This is a genomic window from Streptomyces sp. NPDC102514, assembly GCF_055584525.1.
Genome location: NZ_JBVJLW010000019.1, coordinates 149,852 through 168,300, shown reverse-complemented (window position 1 = coordinate 168,300; position 18,449 = coordinate 149,852). Strand labels below are relative to the sequence as shown.

The following is an 18,449-nucleotide window of genomic DNA, read 5'->3' as shown; positions in this document are numbered from 1 at the left end:
CTTGCTGCTGCACTTCCTTAAGGACTCCGGTACATCGCGGACGACGGCTCACAGCCAGCGATGAGAGGTGCCCTGGCCCTGATCCCACCCAGGCGATGCATCGTGTCAGCGCCGACTTGGTTCCCTGTCTGGTCCCTAAACCTTCCGTTCCAGGGCGGAGACCTCGGAGGCCAACAACAATCTTGAGTACCTGTGCCGTCGCAGGTCAGAGGCATTAAGGAGCTTCCGATCAGCACAACACAGCACCCACGAGATTCCGAACTCGCGAGCCGCGGATTCAGTCCGTTCAACCGAAGTTGCCCCTCCGATACCTCACGAGGAACGTTTCCGCAGGTCAGGGCACTACTGAGGTGGGGCGGGTGGGACTCGAACCCACGGTCGGCGGATTATGAGTCCTTCGAGGATCTTGGCGGCCCGTGCCGATCCGCGCCCATCCATGACGTTTTGGCTGCTCAGGAGGGGTCAGCCATGCCGATGCCCCTCTGCCTTTGTCAGCCTGTTCCCATTCTTGCGTCCCGAACGCGCCCAGGACGGACGGGCTCAAGAAGCCCGAGACCGATCGCGCCAGCTCGGGAACCGGTCCTGAACCCGCCCGCAGTGGATTGTCATTCCAACGCATAGAGGCTCCGCCCCGGCATTCGAGATGGAGCCTCTGTGGCTATAGTCGCGGTCCAGGAGATCTACGTGCAGGCTACCGACTGGTCACGTATCTTCTGGTGTCGCGTCACAGCCGATAGGAGAAGCGCAGCGCGCCGCCCTCCTCGCGGTAGCGGCCGCGTCCTTGCTTACCGAAGGGGTTCGGGAGCATGTGGATGTCCACCCGTTCCGGGTCGAGGACGGAGGTAACCACGAGAAGCCGCCAGCGTTCATTGCCTGCATGCTGCTGCGCCGCGCGTACCTCGCTCTCCCCCAGTTCGATCTGGCCACCGTCACCTCGAGTCGCCTTCACCTCGAACATCATGGGCCGCTTACCAGAGCCGACCTTGAAATCGAACCCAAGGCCGTCGTCTCCGAACGGCCCGGGGAAGGCCTTCCCGCGGTTGCTCGACACCCAGCTCGTCTCGTCTATACCGACGGAGTACCGCCCGCGGAGCCAGTGGTACGCGTACCACTCCCCCATGTATCCGAGGGCTTCGCGTTGGGCCGACGACAGCCCAGCGTCCGGGGCGCCGCCGTACCGCCTTTCGCGCCTGCGATCGGTCTCGGGTGTCCGACTTGCGGGTTTCATTGGCTGGAGCCGGGTGAAGATAGCGCGGCCACTTGAGAGTCCGGGGACTGCGCCGTTGTCGAGGGCCCGTTGGAGCTCGACAGTCAGTTCGGTGAAATCGCCCGATTGCACGTCGAATTCCCGGCCGCCGACGGAGAGCACTCTCCGTCGGCGCTCCCGCTCGCGACGCTCGTGTTCCGCCGCGTTCCGCACCCGGTCCAAGTCAACTGTGGTCAGCCCGTGCCGACCGGGATCGGTCGTCGCTGGCATCCCGTCCGGCCAATGGCCGAGAACGGCCAGCCACGCAACGACGTCGTCTGGGGCGAGGAGGCGAAAGTCCAGCGCCCCGGCCTCGTCAAGGGGCGCGGTGATGCTTTCCGCCGGATTGCCACCGGCCAGCGCCGCAGGTAGCGGGCGCCCCGCTGCCTTGACTAGAGCGACGAGGTCGGTGGCCGTGGCGGCGATCACTCGGTTGTTTCCGCTCCGCACCTGGTCGATCGCCGGGAGAGTGTCGCCCTTGCGGGGAGCTGGTTCGCCCAGCCGCAGCGTTAGCTGCTCTTCGACGTGCCGCTCCAGCAGCTCGCTGCTGGCTGTGTCCACGGTGTACGTCCATGCCGCCGGGGCCGTGATCCAGTCCAATGAGCGCAACGACGGCCAGTCCGCCAATGGCCGCCGTGCGTCGAAGTCATTCTTGGCTGCCCAGCGCAGCCGGTTCACAAGCTCCTTCTTGTGTAGGTCCAGGTAGCCGCGCACTGCCTCCTCGTGGGCCTCCTCGTGGCCGATCGGATCATGGTGTGGCGCCAGAGACTGCAGTGTGTCATTCAGAGCGGCGAAGTCGATCTCGAGGACGAGGCGCAGTTCATCGATGCCCCGGGCCGAGCGAGCCAGATCAATGAACTGCTGCGGCGGCACCGGTAGTTCGTGTGCGTACTTCTCGAGAGAGGCCCGGAATTCCCTGGTGTCGCGTGGCGGCGGCACGGTCAGCAAATCCGCCGTATCGGCACCGAGGATGTGAACGAGGAAAGGATGGCATCGCTGCAGGACCACACCGATGGCTCCGTCAATACGCCGACTGGTCTCCTCAACCTGATGAGCCATGACGCCGAGAGCTTCGGCGAACTGGTCTTGCGCGGGTGAGCGCAGATCAGCGTGGCAGGACGCGAGCTGGAGGGCGGCGAGGCGCAGCCGGATGCCGAATTCCCGGTGTCCGAGCAGATCGGCGAGCGCCTCCGAAAGCCGGGCTACCTCCGCCCAGTCTAGGTCCGCTTGCCGGGCCAGCAGAAGGGGATGCTTGGGATCGGCGAGGGGCAGCATCCCACCAAGTCGGTCCGGCATCGTCACGATACGGCCGTCGAGTTTGATCTCCCAGGAGCCATAGCGGTGCATCCGGATACGGCGGACGGCAGACGTCAGGTTGGTCAGTTCCGCCTCGCTCGGTCGAGGGCCGTCCGCCACGTGGTCGGCGAGAACGCCTACGGCCAGGGTGAGCCAGGGCATACGGCCGACGAGCGGCTCGCCCATGGTGGCGGGATTCACTTCCTCGCCGTCGACGGTCACTGAGAACGTCACATCATCGACGTGTCGGATTGCGTTCGGACGGCCGAGCCTGAGGCGTTCGGCGACCTGCGCGGCGACGCCAGGAACCACCAAGAGCGGACACTCCATCTCGCGTACCAGCCGGCCGGTCAGGCCGTCGCGCTCGCCACTGACGTACAACACGGTGTCCGTGCCATTCAGTTCGGACAGCGGCACCGCTACCAGCCGCTGCCCCGACTCGGCGAGCAGGACTGCGTCCTCAGGCAGCACGCCGTATGGCTGCTGCACAAGGTGCTTCCAGGCGCGCTCGTTGGTGCGCTGCGCGGCGGGCCGGTCCTCACCTCTGACCGCGTCCTCCGCCGCGAAGCGCCCCAACGCGGTGACGAGGCGGGCGCTGTCCCATGCGTGATCCCAGGTGGGCAGCCCCATGGAGCGCAGCCGGGTGCTGACCTTATCCGGTTGGAGCAGATGGCGTATGCGGTGGTCGACGGTCGGCGCGTAGGCAGGTTCGTCCTCCAGCCCGGGCGGGCAGTGCCAGGCATCGGCCGGTCGTACGAACCGTACGGTCCGGCTGCGGTCCCGTACCGGAAGCCATGGTTGCCCCCTGATGAAGGCGGCCAGGGGTGTCAGCACCTGTTCCTGGTCGTCCCTTCGGCTTCCTGCACTAGTCCATGTGCTAGTGAAATACGCGTCCCGCCAGTGGGCGAGAGCGTGTAGGACGAGCCTCGCGTATGCCATCTGGGCGCTTTCGTCGAGCCGGCTGACAATGTCCTGGCCCGGGATCCGGTAAGCAGGGGTGCCGGTGTACGGCGTTTGGGGATAGCGCGCGTTGGACCGCCGACGGTCGATGTGCGGCTCCCACTGCGCCATTACCTCGGCGGGCACGTTCGCCATGCGGACCAACGGGCGAGTGGTCAGTTCATGGCCGTCCGCGCGTGTCGTGGCCCCTCTGGTGGAGATCGGGATCAATCCGTCGGTCACCCCCGCTTCGCTCAGGAACGCCCGCCACTCGTCGGCCGTTTCCCCTCGCTTGACGAATGCGTCCGGTGCCGCGATCAGTCGCTTGGCGATCCATCTGAGGCTCTGGGACGCCTCCTGTCCAGCGGTGACAACTGCGGCCAGATCGTCCCCGGTGGTGCCGTTCCACCCTCGGCCGAAGGCCGCGCCGTTCGCCTCGATCAAGGCTCCGTCTGCGGACGGTACGTACAGTCCCAGCGACGGGGCCGCGAATCCGCCCGGTGACCGCCGCGATCGCCACAGCCGAAATACGAACCGGAGGGCTTGGAGGCGCAGCTTGTGGTCCTTGCTTTCCACAAGGGCACGGCTCACATGTTCCAGCAGGCCCTTTATGTCGAAGGGCCTGACGAGCCCTGCGCTCTCAAGGAAAGTGCGGGCGGGCAGGCGCCGTACGTGCCCCGCGCCATCGGTCCAGGTAAGGCCTGGGTGTAGGTAGAAGAGCCGCTTGCCGAGCAGCGCGGGAACCGACAGCGCCTTCGAGTCGTCTGTCTCCCCGCGCACTGGCTGGAAGAACGCGTCACGCCGAGCCCGACGTGTGGTCCGCTTGCCTTGAGAACCACCTTTCTCTGCATCGCCGTTGGCGTGTCGCAGAGTTCCGTCGTCGGCCAGGAGCAGCCTCTTGCCGCGCAACACGCGGCCGTCTTCCTCGAAGAGAGCGGCCAAGTCGTCGTACACGGCGTTCCATACGCCGACGGGCTCACCACCACCGGACGTGGGCAAGGGGAGCGTAGCGGCCATCCGCTCCACGTGATCAGCGAGCGCCTCCGGTGTCGGCTCCCAGGTGCACTTCAGGCCCTTGCACATCACGGCAAGTCGACTGAGGCGATCGGTGCCAAGCTCCGGGTCTGCAACCACGGCACCGGCCTCGTGCGCGCGCTGTGCTGTGAGCACGGACAAGTTGAGATCGGGCCAGAGGACCGCACGCCGGGGCGAGGCCCAGGTCAGGTGAGGCGCCGCGCCATCGCTGGAGAGGACGGGCACGAGCGGTACGTCGGCCAGCTCGCAGCCGTGTACACGCCGGGCCGCTGTGACCAGCAGTCCCGCGGACCGGCTCCCGTTCTCCCAGCTCACCAGGTCTACCGCCACCTGCCGAAGCCGTAGATGCTGCACCGTGCGCAGCCGCGCGGAGGCGGCCAGACAGGTCTCGGCAAGGGCGTCAAACAGCATGGCGTTCAGCGGATGTTCGCGGTCGAGGTCGGTCCGGTCCATCTTGGTGAAGAACGGGGCGTTGACGTGCCCGGCGAAGGGTGTCGTCACGCCCTCGCCCAGCGGCAGGAAGGTATAGGTCTGTCCGCGCCGTGATTTCCCGGTGACGGCGAGCGGTGCAGCAATCTCGATCACAGCAGAATCGGCCCACTGCCGCCACTTGTCATCCAGGAGGCCGAGGTCGACGGCTTCCACGAGCGTCTGGTCCAATCGCTCCGGCGCCACCCTGCCACGCGCGACGAGGAAAACCCCGGCCGGCCCCAAATCCACTTCCGCGAAGAAGAGCGTGGCGGTCGAGGCGTCTTCGTCCACGGGAGCGAACGGGCGTTCCACGCGCGTCAGTTCATGGAGATCGCGCACTTCGCCATCCACCCTGCGCTCGAGTGTCAGACGAGAGAGACGGTCCAGAAACAGCATGATCGGCGCCTTGGCCTCAGCGAGCTCCGCCAACCGGAGGCGAGCCTCGGCGCGGGCGGCCTCGCTCTGCAAGGGGATCCGGACAACGGTGACGTGCCCCAACTTGGCCAGCTCGACGCAGACCGGGGGCACTTGATCAACCGGGAATGGAATCTGGAACGGTGGAAATTCTGCGACCGCTCTGCGCGCCGTGTCCGCGTCCCCAAGAAGCTCCTCTACGTCGCTCTCCCGAGCAAACCGAAAGCAGTAGCCGTCCAGTTCCAAATCACCCGGTCCGTCCGGATCAGAGCTGTAGATTTCGGGCCCCTTGCTGATCAGCAGGACGCTCCGGAAACCCACGCCCTTATTGCCGATCCCCTCCCCGATGACCTTCGAACTCTGGGCGATCTTGCACACGTCCTCAACGTTCCGCCAGGTGAACGGTGTACCGCCGTTGGCGACGTATAGAGTTCCCCACTCGCCTTCGTCCTCGTCGAGCAGCACATGCACCTGGCCGTCATGACGCTCCTTGGGGTGCGCGTCATGACCGTTCTGCAGGAGCTCCAGCAGGAAGCGTCCGGCGTAGTCCCGGGCGCTACTGAAGGACAGAGCACGCAGCTGAAGGGCCGGCCGCCATCTCGTCGGCCGCCGCCAATCTTCCAGAACTCCGAGTGCGTACTCCCGGAGTTGATCCGCACACGCGTCGCCGGTCATGGCCCCCCTCGCCTCAACATCGGAAGCGACCGTATCCCGCACCACTGACACTTATCGTCCAAAGACCCCGATCGGGTGAAGATCGCCAAATCTGCCTGACCAACACACCGTCAGGAACCGCTACGCCAACGCGCCAGACGTCGACCTGGCCGAGCAAAAAGCCCCCGTAATCGTTGCGCCAACCACTGCGCGTCGGACGGAAGTTCACGCGTTGAAACCGGTCCGGGCCGACTCACAGGCACTGAGAGCGGTAGTGGGGTCTCCCACGCACCGTGCCCGCGTGGCCCCCTGGTCGACCATTGCTGTGATCCCTCGGATAGTCAGGTTCACGCCACTGGTCGACCTTTGTTACGCATCGGCGCCGAGGTCATCGCGCATCGCGCTCCGTAAAGCTTGCAGCGCCGTGTCATAACCGGTGCGGTGGCTCGCGTACTCATTACTACCAACGAGCAGTCCTTCCGCCATCGCATCCCGTAGGCCTCGGAGCTGGCGGAACGTGTTCTCCGCAGGCGTTACGACTCCAGCCGGAGCGGAGATGGCAATCTGGTAGCGGAGACTGACACAAGATTCGAAGGCGTCCCACGCCGTCTTCCTGCGGTCGTTAAGCGACACGTCCGGATCTCGGGCGAGGACGCTACAAGCAAGCCGAGCCTGGGAGAGGCTGGCGAGGTAAGCGCCGTAGAGGACTCGTCGTATCTCTGTTTGCCGATCGCCCCGGTCCCGCTTCCACCGCCTTCGCTCATTGAATCCGACTGAGACCGTAGCAATTCCGGCACCGACGATGGTGCTGGCCAAGGGCATCCATTCCATCACCACACCGTAAAACTGCAGGAGCCGACGCCGCTCCCTCGCCAAGGAAGGCTCCGAGCGGGCACAGTGACGCGAGGCGAGGACCACGACCAGGACAGCCGTAGGTTGTGCGCCAGGACAGGGGCTGGCGAGCGTCATAGCAAAGGGCGCAAAGACGGTGGAGAGGCCAATGCCACAGACCAAGGTGACGACAACGAGGGCCCCGATGAGGTCGGGAGCCCACCAGCGAGGTCAGGTACAAGCTGGCTCAATTCCACGAAGGAGCCGCGCTCTCCGAGCTCCTGCGCCGCACCCGAGGTCCCCAGCGGGGACCGTCCTTGCGCGACAAACAATCCACAGCAGGGCTACTCAGGGAGACGAACCCTAACTGACCTCATGACGCTCAAGAGGTTCACAAGATTTTCCAGGAAGCCCCTGCCGAGTATTGCACCTCACTGACCTGCAGCTATTCGCCTCCACTCACGTTGACCTGACCGTACGTCACCTCAGTCCTCCTGAACTGGGTTGACGACATGTGGGTACATCGCGAAAATTTCACGCATGAACCCACAGTCGTGGCTCGATGCGTTCGTGGAGCGCAATGCGGTGGATCTGGCGCGGATGCGTGAGTACTGCGAACAGAGTCTCGCTGTCGCCATGGAGGTCGAGCGGAAGAAACGGCCAGTCCCCAAGAAGGTTCAAGGGGCGGTGGTAGCCATGGAGATGCGGGACCGTGTCCTGCTCAGTGCCGACAACCCGGTGTTCAGATCGGGCAAGTTCACCCTCGTGGAGAAGTCGAACCGCTCAGTGTGTCTCCGCGAGAAGCGCACTGGCCACGAAATACGCATCCGCAAGACCAAAGAACCGCCCATGCTCAACGCAGCGGCGTACCGTCCTCCCGACGTCCACCAGCCCCCGATCTTCGACGCCGACGGCGACGGTCTGGACTCTGGCCTGTCCCCCGTCCTTGTCTGGCACATCGACCCGAGTGATCTCATGGCCGATTTCAGGGCTGTCATCGTGGACGGCCTCGATGAACTCAACCGCTCTCCGATGACTGTCTGCGCGACGGCGGAGGTGCCTCTTCTCGCCACTTTGAAGGACGCTAACGTTGCGACCGCGGCCAGCGCGGTGAACGACGACTTCGATGACCTGGTCGACCGGCGTCGCCCTCGCGAAGCCGACGGAACAGGGGATACACCATCTCAGGCGTAGCCCTCGCAGATAGACGATGGAGATGGGCTGCTGTGGCTGAGACGATCGCTGTCTACGGATATCGGGTCCGTCAGGCACGGACGATCCGCCACAGCCCCATCAAGCCTCTCGCTCAGATGCTGGACATGTCGCCCTCGGCGTGGACCGCACTCGAACGCTCGACATCTACGGACATGTCGCGTCTCAAACTAAGAATCCTTGCGACCCGCTTGAGGTTTCCCGTCGAGTTCTTCTCTCAGCCTCCGGGGCTGCCCATTCACCGCGGTTCGCTGCTGTTCCGCAGCAAGAAGTCGATCAAGGTGGCGCAGATCGACGCCCTCACCGCCTTGGCCGAGATGATTGTTGAGCTCGTGGCTGCCCTCGGCGAACACGCCACGCAACCCCCGCTCCGTCTGCCGATGACGCTGCGCCAGGGCATCAGCCCCGAAGAGGCTGCCCGCCAGACCCGCCAGGCACTCGACCTTCCCGCGTCCGAGCCGCTGCCCCATGTTATCCACACGCTGGAACGCGCCGGCGTTCCCGTTGCGGTCACTGACATCGACATGCCGGATGCTAGACACGATGCCTTCTCGGTATGGGGTGGGGACTTTCATGAGCAACCCCTGATTGTCGCGCGGCCGGTGAACTCGTGGGAGCGCACGCGTTGGTCGATCGCCCATGAGGCAGGCCACCTGATCCTGCATCGTGGAACCACGGGCGAGGTAGACGAAGATGCCGCCAACCGCTTCGCCAACGAGTTCCTGTTTCCCGCTGACATGCTCCGCGAGGAGTGGCCAGGTGCCGTGACACTCACATCCCTGATGCCGCTGAAGCAGCGTTGGAAGATGTCGCTCGCGGCGATCATCACACACGGCAAGCACCTCGGGCTTATTGAGGAGCACCGCGCCACGGGCCTCTTCAAGCAGCTCTCCGCACGCCGCGATCCGCATACAGGAGTCACCTGGCGGATCCAAGAACCCGGATGGGCCGACCTGGAACCCGAGCGGCCACGCCTTCTCGCCGTCATGGCCGAACGAGGTCTGGAGCAACGGCCTACCCCAGGCCTCTTCACCACGCTCACCGGCGGCTGGGCCCCCGACCTGATGGAGCAGATCACCTCCGGTCTGAGGGAAGCCCCGGCGGTAGTCCAGGAGCACGCCAAGACAGCGCATGCCTCGCTCCCCAGCAACGTCGTCACGCTACGTCGAGCCTAAACAGATTCTGTCCCTCCCCTCGTAGCGTAGAGACCGCGACTGCAAGAAAAGTTGGAAGGCATGGTGGAGAAGCGACGACAGTTCGAGCCGGAGTTCCATGAGAGAGCTGTACGGATCGTCATGGAGACCGGCAAGACGATCGCAGAGATCGCCAAAGACCTGGGGATCAACGAGACCAGGCTGGCGAGCTGGGTCCCCCGTGCCCACCGGGCGGATAGCTAGTCGGCGCGGCTGGCCGGACGGCATACTCAGGGCACCGCTTTCGGGGAGGACGCCGTGGCATGTGTGCTGAGCGGGTACCGGTATCAGGGTTTGCTGGTACGACTACTGACGCTGCAGCGGCTGCTACTGGTGCAATCGCAGCCGTATTTCGGGTCGGCCGGCCAACTGCACAACGGGGAACGCGTCTTCGTGTGCTCCGACCCATCGTGCACTGCGGGCGCCAAGCGTGTCCTTAAGGTCTCGTCGAACGCGACCCAGATGTGCTGCGGCCAGCCGATGGACCGGGCGATGTACCGAGCAGCGGAAGATCCCCGACTCTTGGGAACGCTCATCGGGAAGACGAACCTCAATGTCTTCGTCTGCATCGGTTGCATCGGATCTGTCGAATACCCCAATTTAGTCATTAACGCGGCAGATGTAGACCCTGGACTGAAGTGTCCACAGTGTCTTCAATGCCTCATGGTGAAGTTTGGCACCTCAGGGAGGTCTTGAGCATGCTCGGAGGACTGGTCTCCGCAAGTACCGAAGCCCTCGGCGGATCGCGCTTCAGCCTGTTGAACGTCCTTCCGGCCACCGTCATCGTCACCACCGTCGTCGTGCTCGCCCGGGCCGGTGCGTACTCGCCGAACGAGCCCCTGCGCTTCGAGAACGTGCTTCCGAAAGACAAGCAGGACGCACTCGCCATCGCCCTGTTCGGACTGGCCGCCTTGCTGTGCGGAATACTCCTGCGCCCCTTCGAAACTGCCCTGATCCAACTGCTTGAGGGCTACTGGGTCAGCCCTTTCCCCATCGCCGGCCTCGTCCCCGCCACCGTGGAGCGCCACCGGCGACGCAGGGACGACGCGAAGATCGTGGCCCAGTTCGATTTCACGGTGCCACCGCCCGGCGCGCATTCCACGCTTCGGGAACTCGCCCACCGTGATCGTAGGATTTCGCGAGTGGTGCGCATGAAGTCGCAAGCGGAGAAGGTGCGTGACACGTACCCGCCCGATGACAGCCTGGCGGCGGAGCGTCTCAAAGCGGCAGCCCATTCACCGGACCTCCTGCCGACCCTGCTCGGGAACGTTCTCCGCCGTGGGGAGCGGGTGGCGGGAGACCGGTACGGCCTGGACATGATGGTCGTGTACCCGCGGCTGTATCCGCATATCTCCGACCGGCTCGAAAGCGCGGTCGCCCGCCAGTTCGAACTGATCACCTCCACCGCCTCCTTGGGCATCTCCTTTGGCCTGCTGTCACTCGCCACGACCCCGCTGCTGGCCCGTCTCGACCCCTGGTCCACGACACCGCTCCTCGCGGGAGCCCTATCCCTGCTCGCCTACCGAGGTGCGATAGCCGCGTCCCACGGCCACTCCAGGCTTCTCGCCACGGTTTTCGACCTGCACCGGTTCGACCTGGCCAAGGCGATGCACTACGAATTACCCGAGAACCCGCGAGCGGAGTACGAGCTCAACAAGGACATTACCGATTTCCTCAAGCCCGGTTTCGTCGCCCCGCTTCGCGATCACGAAGCCCTGGAAAGTAAGGACTTCAAGCACCCGGACGACGCCTAGAACACGTCACAGCGAACGGATCACCACCGACCCACCGACTCCCAGGACGTTCAGCACGATCTGCCGCTCCGCCCCCTCGGGCGGCGTCATGTGCACTCGGACCTGCTCGGCGAAGTGGACTGCCGGACTGTTCTCCACGTTGCCCTTGACGACGACACACGCAGCGTCGAGGACCAGCTCGACTCGGCCGAACAGCACCGTGACATCGACCTGAAGGACACGCCGTCCGTGCCCCATGCGGTCTTGCGCGAACGAGACGCTAGAGAGATCTATCCGCGCGTCCCCGAAGTAGGACCCGATGCCGACCTTCACCAAGTCGATGGAGCCCGTCAGCACCTTCCGCCGCACCGGCAGCAGCACGCTCCGATACTGCCTCAACGGGTGGTCCTCGCCGCTGGCCTGCCCCGTGCCACTGCCCATAAGGGCCAGCGAGGCCCCAACCGCGATCGCCAGAGTCGGCAGCACCTTACTCCCTGCTGTGCCGCCCAAGTACCCGAGGTCATACGCGCCCCACAACGCCCCGCCGGCAATCAGCGTCAGCGGGCCGACCAACAGGCCCCGTGGCAGGGCTGCGCGTAGGACCAGCACCAAACCCAGCACAATGAGGATATACGGCAATGCGATCAGCACCCAGCGCCCACCCGAGCGGAGAGCCGAACCACCGTCGAGCAGCCAAACCGTGCTCAAGATCACGACGACAAGCCCGAACGTTATGCGCAAACGATTCACCAGCGCCCCTCCCGCGATGCGCTGAAGAGTACTGAAGCACTGTCGACCTGGCGCACCAGGCCATGCGTCGAGGCGGCTACACCGGACACCCGGCTGGGCTCCGTCGACTGTTCCCCGCGGGGAGCAGGGAAAAGAAAACGTCGGATCGGTGCCCTTGCACGTGGGGAACATCGGCCAGGGGACTACAGCCGGGGTCGTCCGCACCAGGCTCGCAAGCCCACGGACTCAGCAATTAGGGTCCGGTTCGGTTATCAACGGACGGCCCACCGATGTGCCACACCTCATAGCCACGTCTCAGGGCATCGTCACGCAACTCGTCAAAAAGTCCCTAGACCATTTTCCAGTACGGGCGGCTTCCCGCAGCTCCGGCCGACCTCAGTAGCGGTCCGTGATCCAACCACGGAGGCCCATCCTCCTGCCGCCTCACCATGCCGACTCCCCTTCCCGGCCATGACGCACGTCGACTACACGGCTAGCGGAACAGTCTCATCCGTTTCCCTGCGTCCTGCGAGCATCCCAAATTAGACGTCGCCCCAGCCGCAGAACCCATGTGCGGCTGGTTCACCGTCTGCAGACGGGCACATCAATGCTGGTCAGAGCAGTCCGAATGCTCACAATGACCACGAGATCGAACTCACGAGCAGCGGATCCAGTCCGTTCAGGAAAAGTTGACGATCCAGCACCCAAAAATGAACGTTTCCGCAGGTCAGATGCCTGCGCTGGTGGGGCGGGTGGGACTCGAACCCACGGCCGGCGGATTATGAGTCCGCTGTTCCTCTTTACAAGGAATCAACCCGGCCGACAGCGTGCGTCCACAGACTGATTCCACTGACTACCGGGGCACGCTCTGAACTAAGGTTCCGAAGCCAAGATCCGGACCAGACGCGGGCCTACGGCCGGTCACACATTCCAACCAGCATCGTTTCTACTGGTCAGCGACGTGCGAGCCCTGTACCACCAGAAGGCAAAGAACCCGCCGGGCGGTCCGCACCAGCGGCTGAGCCTGACCGCATTGGCAGAAATCCTCGGCGATCACGCTTGACCGGCCTACGCATCGGATCGTCCGACCAGCGACGCAACCCACCTGACACCCCATCAGAACGAGCGTCAAATGAGCGTCACGAGCGTCATTTCAGCGTCAAGATATCGCCCGTAACGCCCACACCACGCATAATGGGCACGAGCAAAACCCCAGGTCAGGCGCCCTTCGCCACCGGTTCCAGGATCGCCACGCACTCCACATGATGCGTCATCGGAAACAGATCGAACGCCCTCAGCGTCCGCACCCGGTATCCGCCCTCCTTGAAGTACGCCAGGTCCCGCGCCAGCGCCGCCGGGTCGCAGGCGACGTAGGCGATCTTGCGGGCGCCCAGTGACGTCAGCTGCTGGACCGTCTTCTTGCCTGCGCCGGAGCGCGGCGGGTCCAGGACGATGAGGTTGACCTCGGTGATGCCGGTGCGCGGCAGGACCGCATCGACCTTGCCCTGTTCGATGCGGACGCGGTCGAACGCGGCGAGGTTGTGCCGGGCGTCCTCCACCGCGCGCTTGCCGGACTCGATGCCGAGCACCGCGCCCTTGTCACCGATGCGGTCGGCGAGCGCGCCGGCGAAGAGGCCGACGCCGCAGTAGAGGTCGAGCGCCATGTCGCCCTTACGCGGCAGCAGGCCCTGCATGACGGCCTTCACCAGGGTGTCGGCCGCCTGCGGGTGGACCTGCCAGAAGCCGCCGCTGCCGACCCGGTGCGTACGGCCGTCGGCGCGCTCGCGGACGAAGGCGCGGCCGTGCACCCGGTGGATGCCGCCGTCGTGCTCCTCGACGCGCATCACGGAGGCGGGCTTGTCGAGTTCGACGAGGGGCAGCCGGGCGCCGGGCTTCGGTTCGAGGATGACCATGCGGTCCTGCGAACCCGTCGCGGCGATCGCGTCGACGGACTCCATGCCGGACCAGTCGTGCTTCTCGATGCCCAGCTCGGAGATCCCGGGGGCGGCGATCATGCAGTGCTCGATCGGCTCGACCTCGTGCGAACGGTGGCGGCGCAGACCGGCGTTGCCGTCCTCGTCGACCGCGTACTGCACGCGCGTACGCCAGGCGGGCACCTCGCCGGGCGGCAGTTTGTCGCCCTCGGCCGGCATCACCGTGCCGTCCCAGCCAGCCTCCTCCGGGGTGAGGCCCGCGAGCCGCTGCAGCTGCTCGGCGACGACCTCGCCCTTGAGCCGCCGCTGCGCACCCGGCTTGGCGTGCTGCCAGTCGCAGCCGCCGCAGCGCCCGGGGCCCGCGTAGGGGCAGGGGGCCGCCACCCGGTCCTTGGAGGCTTCCCGGATCTCGACCGCGTCGGCGCGCAGGAACCGCGAGTCCTCCTCGCCGTCCGTCACCCGCGCGAGCACCCGCTCGCCGGGCAGCGCATGCCGTACGAAGAGGACCTGGCCGGCGTCGGTGCGGGCGACGCAGTGCCCGCCGTGCGCGACGGGGCCGACCTCGACCTCGTACTCCTGCCCCACGAGCGACCCCGCCGGCGTTTTCTTCGGTTCTGCCTGCATTGCGGGGTGACTCCAGATGCGAAAGGGAACGGTCTGCCGGAACTGGCGGCCGGAACTGCCGGGGCAGCCGGACAACAGCCCACCAGTCTACGTGGACAGCGCCCGACCGCTCACCACGAGCACATCGGCCCGGCCCCCGGGGCCCTCAGCGCTTGGGCCCCGACGGCTCCTTCGGCCGGTGCTCCGCGGGACCGCGCCGCACCGAACCGGGAGCGGTCCACTCCGAACGCCTGCGGGCCCGCTTCTTGGCCACCTCGGAGGACTCCAGCTGGTACGGCACCGACGTCACCATCACACCCGGCGTGAACAGCAGCCGGCCCTTGAGCCGCAGCGCGCTCTGGTTGTGCAGCAGGTGCTCGTACCAGTGGCCGACCACGTACTCGGGGATGATCACGGACACCACGTCACGCGGGGACTCGCGGCGAAGCCCCTTCACGTACTCGATGACCGGCCGGGTGATCTCGCGGTACGGCGAGTCGAGGATCTTCAGCGGGACGGTGAAGCCGCGTCGCTCCCACTCGTCCCGCAGGGCCTTCGTCTCGGCCGGGTCGACGTTGACGCTCAGCGCCTCCAGGGTGTCGGAGCGCATCAGCTTGGCGTAGCCGAGGGCACGCAGCGCCGGCCGGTGGATCTTGGAGATCAGGACGACGGAGTGGACACGCGAGGGGCGCAGGGTGTCGTCGGACGGGCCCTCGGGCGCGGCGATCTCCTCGGCCACCCGGTCGTAGTGCTTCCGGATCGCGGACATCGTCGCGTAGAAGATGACCATGCCGAGCAGGGCGACCCAGGCGCCGTGCGTGAACTTGGTGCCGAGGACGACGACCAGGACCAGGCCGGTGAAGAAGGCGCCGAAGGCGTTGATGGCGCGGGAGCGGACCATGTGGCGGCGCTTGGCCTGGTCCTTCTCGGTGGCCAGGTGGCGGTTCCAGTGCCGGACCATGCCGGTCTGGCTCAGTGTGAAGGACACGAACACGCCGACGATGTAGAGCTGGATGAGGCGGGTCGAGTCGGCGCCGTAGATCCAGATCAGCAGGATGGCCGCGCCGGCCAGCAGCACGATGCCGTTCGAGAAGGCGAGCCGGTCTCCGCGGGTGTGCAGCTGGCGCGGCAGGTAGCGGTCCTGGGCGAGGATCGAGCCGAGCAGCGGGAAGCCGTTGTACGCGGTGTTCGCGGCCAGGAAGAGTACGAGCGCGGTGGCCGCGGCGAGCACGATGAACAGGAAGCTGCCGCTGCCGAACACGGCCTCGGCGACCTGGGAGATCACCGGGTTCTGGACGTAGTCGGAGCCGACCGCGACCCCGTTCTCCAGCAGGTCGTGCGCCGGGCGCTCGGCCATGCGGACGTTGGTCGCCATGGCGAGGGCGATGATGCCGCAGAACATGGTGACGGCCAGCAGGCCCATCGCGGCGAGGGTGGTCGCCGCGTTCTTGGACTTGGGCTTGCGGAAGGCCGGGACACCGTTGCTGATCGCCTCGACGCCGGTGAGCGCCGCACAGCCGGAGGAGAAGGCGCGCAGCAGCAGGAAGACGAGGGCGAAGCCCGCGAGCCCCTGGTGCTCGGCCTTGATCGTGAAGTCGGCGGTCGGCGCCTTCATGGTGTCGCCGAGGACGAGCCCGCGGAACGCGCCCCACGCGATCATCAGGAAGACCCCGGTCACGAACACGTACGTCGGGATCGCGAAGAGCTTGCCCGACTCCTTGACCCCGCGCAGGTTCATCAGGGTGAGCAGCACGATCACGGCGATCGCGCACAGGACCTTGTGCTCGACGACGAACGGGATCGCCGAGCCGAGGTTCTCGATGCCCGACGCGATCGACACGGCGACGGTGAGTACGTAGTCCACGAGCAGCGCGCTGGCGACGGTGAGACCGGCCCTGGGGCCGAGGTTGGTGTTCGCCACCTCGTAGTCGCCGCCGCCGCTGGGGTAGGCGTGCACGTTCTGCCGGTAGGAGGCCACGACGGTGAACATCAGCACGACGACCGCGACGGCGATCCAGGGGCTGAAGTGATAGGCCGACACGCCCGCGATGGACAGGACGAGCAGCACTTCTCCCGGCGCGTACGCCACGGAGGAGAGCGGGTCGGAAGCGAAAACGGGGAGTGCGATGCGCTTCGGCAGGAGAGTTTCCCCGAGCCGATCACTGCGCAGTGCGCGCCCGATCAGGATCCGTTTGGGCACGTCGGTCAGTTTGGACACGGTGAGGATCGTAAGCGCTCGAACACGGCCTCGCCCACCCTCCCCCGCCCACCGGGACGCCTGATCGGTGGGATCTGTGACCGGGATCTGCTCTACGAGTGAAATCCGGTGTGCGCTCGCTTATGTAATCCCTGGCCAGACGAATCTCCGTGCCTATATGAAAAAAGCCAAACCTTTGCTCCCCTTTGCCAATTCATGGAGGTTTCATGCTCGCCACCGCGGAACTCGCCGGCGCCACCGCCGAACTCATCGGTGCCGCGGCCGGACTGGTCGGCCTGAGCATCCTGGCCCTCGTCAGCGTGCGCAGCATCAGCCGCCGCTGACCGCCGACAGCACTGGAACAGCAGCACGACAGCACAGGACGGCACCGGGACAGCACCGGCCGGCCGAACGTCGGCACGCTGTCGGGCTGATCGTCATCACGGTGTGGGGCCAATGTGCACGGGGGTGCCGCCGACGGACCGCGCGTGTGTAGCTTGGGCGTCGGTCTGAGACCCTGTTTCAGCCTGAGCAGTAACTTTTCACACCGGAAGGACGGTCGTGCACATCGTCATCATGGGCTGCGGCAGAGTGGGTTCCGCTCTCGCCCAGACCCTGGAGCAACAGGGGCACACGGTCGCCGTGATCGACCAGGACCCCACCGCCTTCCGACGACTGGGCTCCGGTTTCGGCGGCCGTCGTGTGACCGGCGTCGGTTTCGACCAGGACACCCTGCGCGAGGCGGGCATCGAGGAGGCGGGCGCCTTCGCCGCCGTCTCCAGCGGCGACAATTCGAACATCATCGCCGCCCGGGTGGCCCGCGAGATGTTCGGCATCGAGAACGTGGCGGCGCGCATCTACGACCCGCGCCGCGCCGAGGTCTACCAGCGCCTGGGCATCCCCACCGTCGCCACCGTCCGCTGGACGGCCGACCAGATGCTGCGCCGCCTGCTGCCCTCGGGCGCCGAGCCGCTGTGGCGCGACCCCACCGGCGGGGTGCAGCTCGCCGAGGTGCACGCGTCGACCGCGTGGGTGGGCCAGCGGATCAGCCGGCTCCAGGAGGACACCGGCGTACGGGTGGCCTTCCTCACCCGCCTGGGTGAGGCGGTGCTGCCCTCCTCGCAGACGGTGCTCCAGGAGGGCGACCTCGTGCACGTGATGATGCGCACGGACGACATCGAGAAGGTCGAGGCGTCGTTCGCCGAGGGCCCCGAAGAGGAGAGCGGTCACTGATGAGGGTCGCCATTGCCGGTGCCGGCGCCGTGGGCCGCTCGATCGCGGGCGAGCTCCTGGAGAACGGGCACGAGATCCTGCTGATCGACAAGGCGCCGACCGCCATCTCGGTCGAACGCGTCCCGATGGCGGAGTGGCTGCTCGCCGACGCCTGCGAGATCACGTCCCTGGACGAGGCGGCGCTCCAGCGCTGCAACGTGGTGATCGCGGCCACGGGTGACGACAAGGTCAACCTCGTCGTCTCCCTGCTCGCGAAGACCGAGTACGGGGTCCCGCGGGTCGTCGCCCGCGTCAACAACCCCAAGAACGAATGGCTGTTCAACGAGTCGTGGGGCGTGGACGTCGCCGTCTCGACCCCGCGCCTGATGTCGGCCCTGGTCGAGGAGGCGGTGAGCGTCGGCGACCTGGTCCGCCTGCTGCGCTTCAGCCACGGCGACGCCAACCTCGTCGAACTGACCCTGCCGCCGGAGTCCGCGCTGGCCGGCACCCAGGTCGGCGACGTGGCCTGGCCCGAGGACACCTCGCTGGTCACCATCATCCGCGGCACCCGGGTCCTCACCCCGACCCGCGAGGACTCCCTGGAAGCGGGCGACGAGCTGTTGTTCGTCGCGGCCCAGGCCCGCGAGGAACAACTGGAGGACCTGCTGTCGGTACGCCGCGAGACCACGACGGACTGACGCGGCAGAGGACAAGCAAGAGGGGCACCCGGATTTCTCCGGGTGCCCCTCT

Annotated in this window: 10 protein-coding genes; 6 read left to right on the top strand and 4 right to left on the bottom strand. The window is 66.1% G+C overall.

The annotated features are described in order from the left end of the window. Positions 1-724: 724 nt before the first annotated feature. On the bottom strand, positions 725-6,076 hold the full coding sequence (locus ACZ60E_RS37585; protein WP_469446395.1) for a sacsin N-terminal ATP-binding-like domain-containing protein: 5,352 nt from the start codon (positions 6,074-6,076) through the stop codon (positions 725-727). Between the two features lie 1,350 nt (positions 6,077-7,426). Here ACZ60E_RS37585 and ACZ60E_RS37580 point away from each other — a divergent pair. The 4 genes from ACZ60E_RS37580 (at position 7,427) to ACZ60E_RS37565 (ending at position 11,045) form a co-directional block, all read left to right on the top strand. Continuing rightward, positions 7,427-8,080 (top strand): hypothetical protein, encoded by a 654-nt coding sequence (locus ACZ60E_RS37580; protein ID WP_469446393.1) that lies wholly within the window; start codon positions 7,427-7,429, stop codon positions 8,078-8,080. Between the two features lie 32 nt (positions 8,081-8,112). Further along, entirely contained in the window at positions 8,113-9,273 is a 1,161-nt protein-coding gene (locus ACZ60E_RS37575; protein ID WP_469446391.1) for an ImmA/IrrE family metallo-endopeptidase, read from the top strand. Positions 9,274-9,333: 60 nt separating this feature from the next. Next, complete coding sequence (locus tag ACZ60E_RS37570; RefSeq protein WP_469446389.1) at positions 9,334-9,495, top strand: transposase; 162 nt, start codon at positions 9,334-9,336, stop codon at positions 9,493-9,495. 494 nt (positions 9,496-9,989) lie between these two features. Beyond that, positions 9,990-11,045 carry a hypothetical protein gene (locus tag ACZ60E_RS37565; protein ID WP_469446387.1) on the top strand — a complete coding sequence of 352 codons (1,056 nt, stop codon included), beginning with the start codon at positions 9,990-9,992 and terminating at the stop codon, positions 11,043-11,045. A gap of 6 nt (positions 11,046-11,051) precedes the next feature. On the opposite strand, the gene ACZ60E_RS37560 is transcribed toward ACZ60E_RS37565, so the two are convergent. The 3 genes from ACZ60E_RS37560 to ACZ60E_RS37550 all read right to left on the bottom strand — a co-directional run bounded on the left by ACZ60E_RS37560 (position 11,052) and on the right by ACZ60E_RS37550 (position 16,508). Continuing rightward, positions 11,052-11,774, bottom strand: coding sequence for a hypothetical protein (locus ACZ60E_RS37560; protein WP_469446385.1), 723 nt, complete (start codon positions 11,772-11,774; stop codon positions 11,052-11,054). Positions 11,775-12,970: 1,196 nt separating this feature from the next. Further along, positions 12,971-14,311, bottom strand: a complete 1,341-nt coding sequence (locus ACZ60E_RS37555; protein ID WP_384798521.1) for a class I SAM-dependent RNA methyltransferase — start codon at positions 14,309-14,311, stop codon at positions 12,971-12,973. Between the two features lie 145 nt (positions 14,312-14,456). After that, entirely contained in the window at positions 14,457-16,508 is a 2,052-nt protein-coding gene (locus tag ACZ60E_RS37550; protein WP_384798524.1) for an APC family permease, read from the bottom strand. Positions 16,509-17,048: 540 nt separating this feature from the next. Between ACZ60E_RS37550 and ACZ60E_RS37545 the strand changes: the two genes are divergently transcribed. After that, positions 17,049-17,720 carry a potassium channel family protein gene (locus tag ACZ60E_RS37545; RefSeq protein ID WP_189774659.1) on the top strand — a complete coding sequence of 224 codons (672 nt, stop codon included), beginning with the start codon at positions 17,049-17,051 and terminating at the stop codon, positions 17,718-17,720. After that, positions 17,720-18,397, top strand: coding sequence for a potassium channel family protein (locus ACZ60E_RS37540; RefSeq protein WP_384798527.1), 678 nt, complete (start codon positions 17,720-17,722; stop codon positions 18,395-18,397). Before ACZ60E_RS37545 ends, ACZ60E_RS37540 begins: the two co-directional genes overlap by 1 nt. The last annotated feature ends 52 nt before the right edge of the window (positions 18,398-18,449 follow it).

Excerpts from the sequence above, each read along its gene's own strand:
- ACZ60E_RS37580 (WP_469446393.1), top strand. The coding sequence starts at position 7,427 with ATGAACCCACAGTCGTGGCTCGATGCGTTCGTGGAGCGCAATGCGGTG.
- ACZ60E_RS37540 (WP_384798527.1), top strand. The coding sequence starts at position 17,720 with ATGAGGGTCGCCATTGCCGGTGCCGGCGCCGTGGGCCGCTCGATCGCG.
- ACZ60E_RS37585 (WP_469446395.1), bottom strand. The coding sequence starts at position 6,076 with ATGACCGGCGACGCGTGTGCGGATCAACTCCGGGAGTACGCACTCGGA.
- ACZ60E_RS37565 (WP_469446387.1), top strand. The coding sequence starts at position 9,990 with ATGCTCGGAGGACTGGTCTCCGCAAGTACCGAAGCCCTCGGCGGATCG.
- ACZ60E_RS37570 (WP_469446389.1), top strand. The coding sequence starts at position 9,334 with ATGGTGGAGAAGCGACGACAGTTCGAGCCGGAGTTCCATGAGAGAGCT.
- ACZ60E_RS37555 (WP_384798521.1), bottom strand. The coding sequence starts at position 14,311 with ATGCAGGCAGAACCGAAGAAAACGCCGGCGGGGTCGCTCGTGGGGCAG.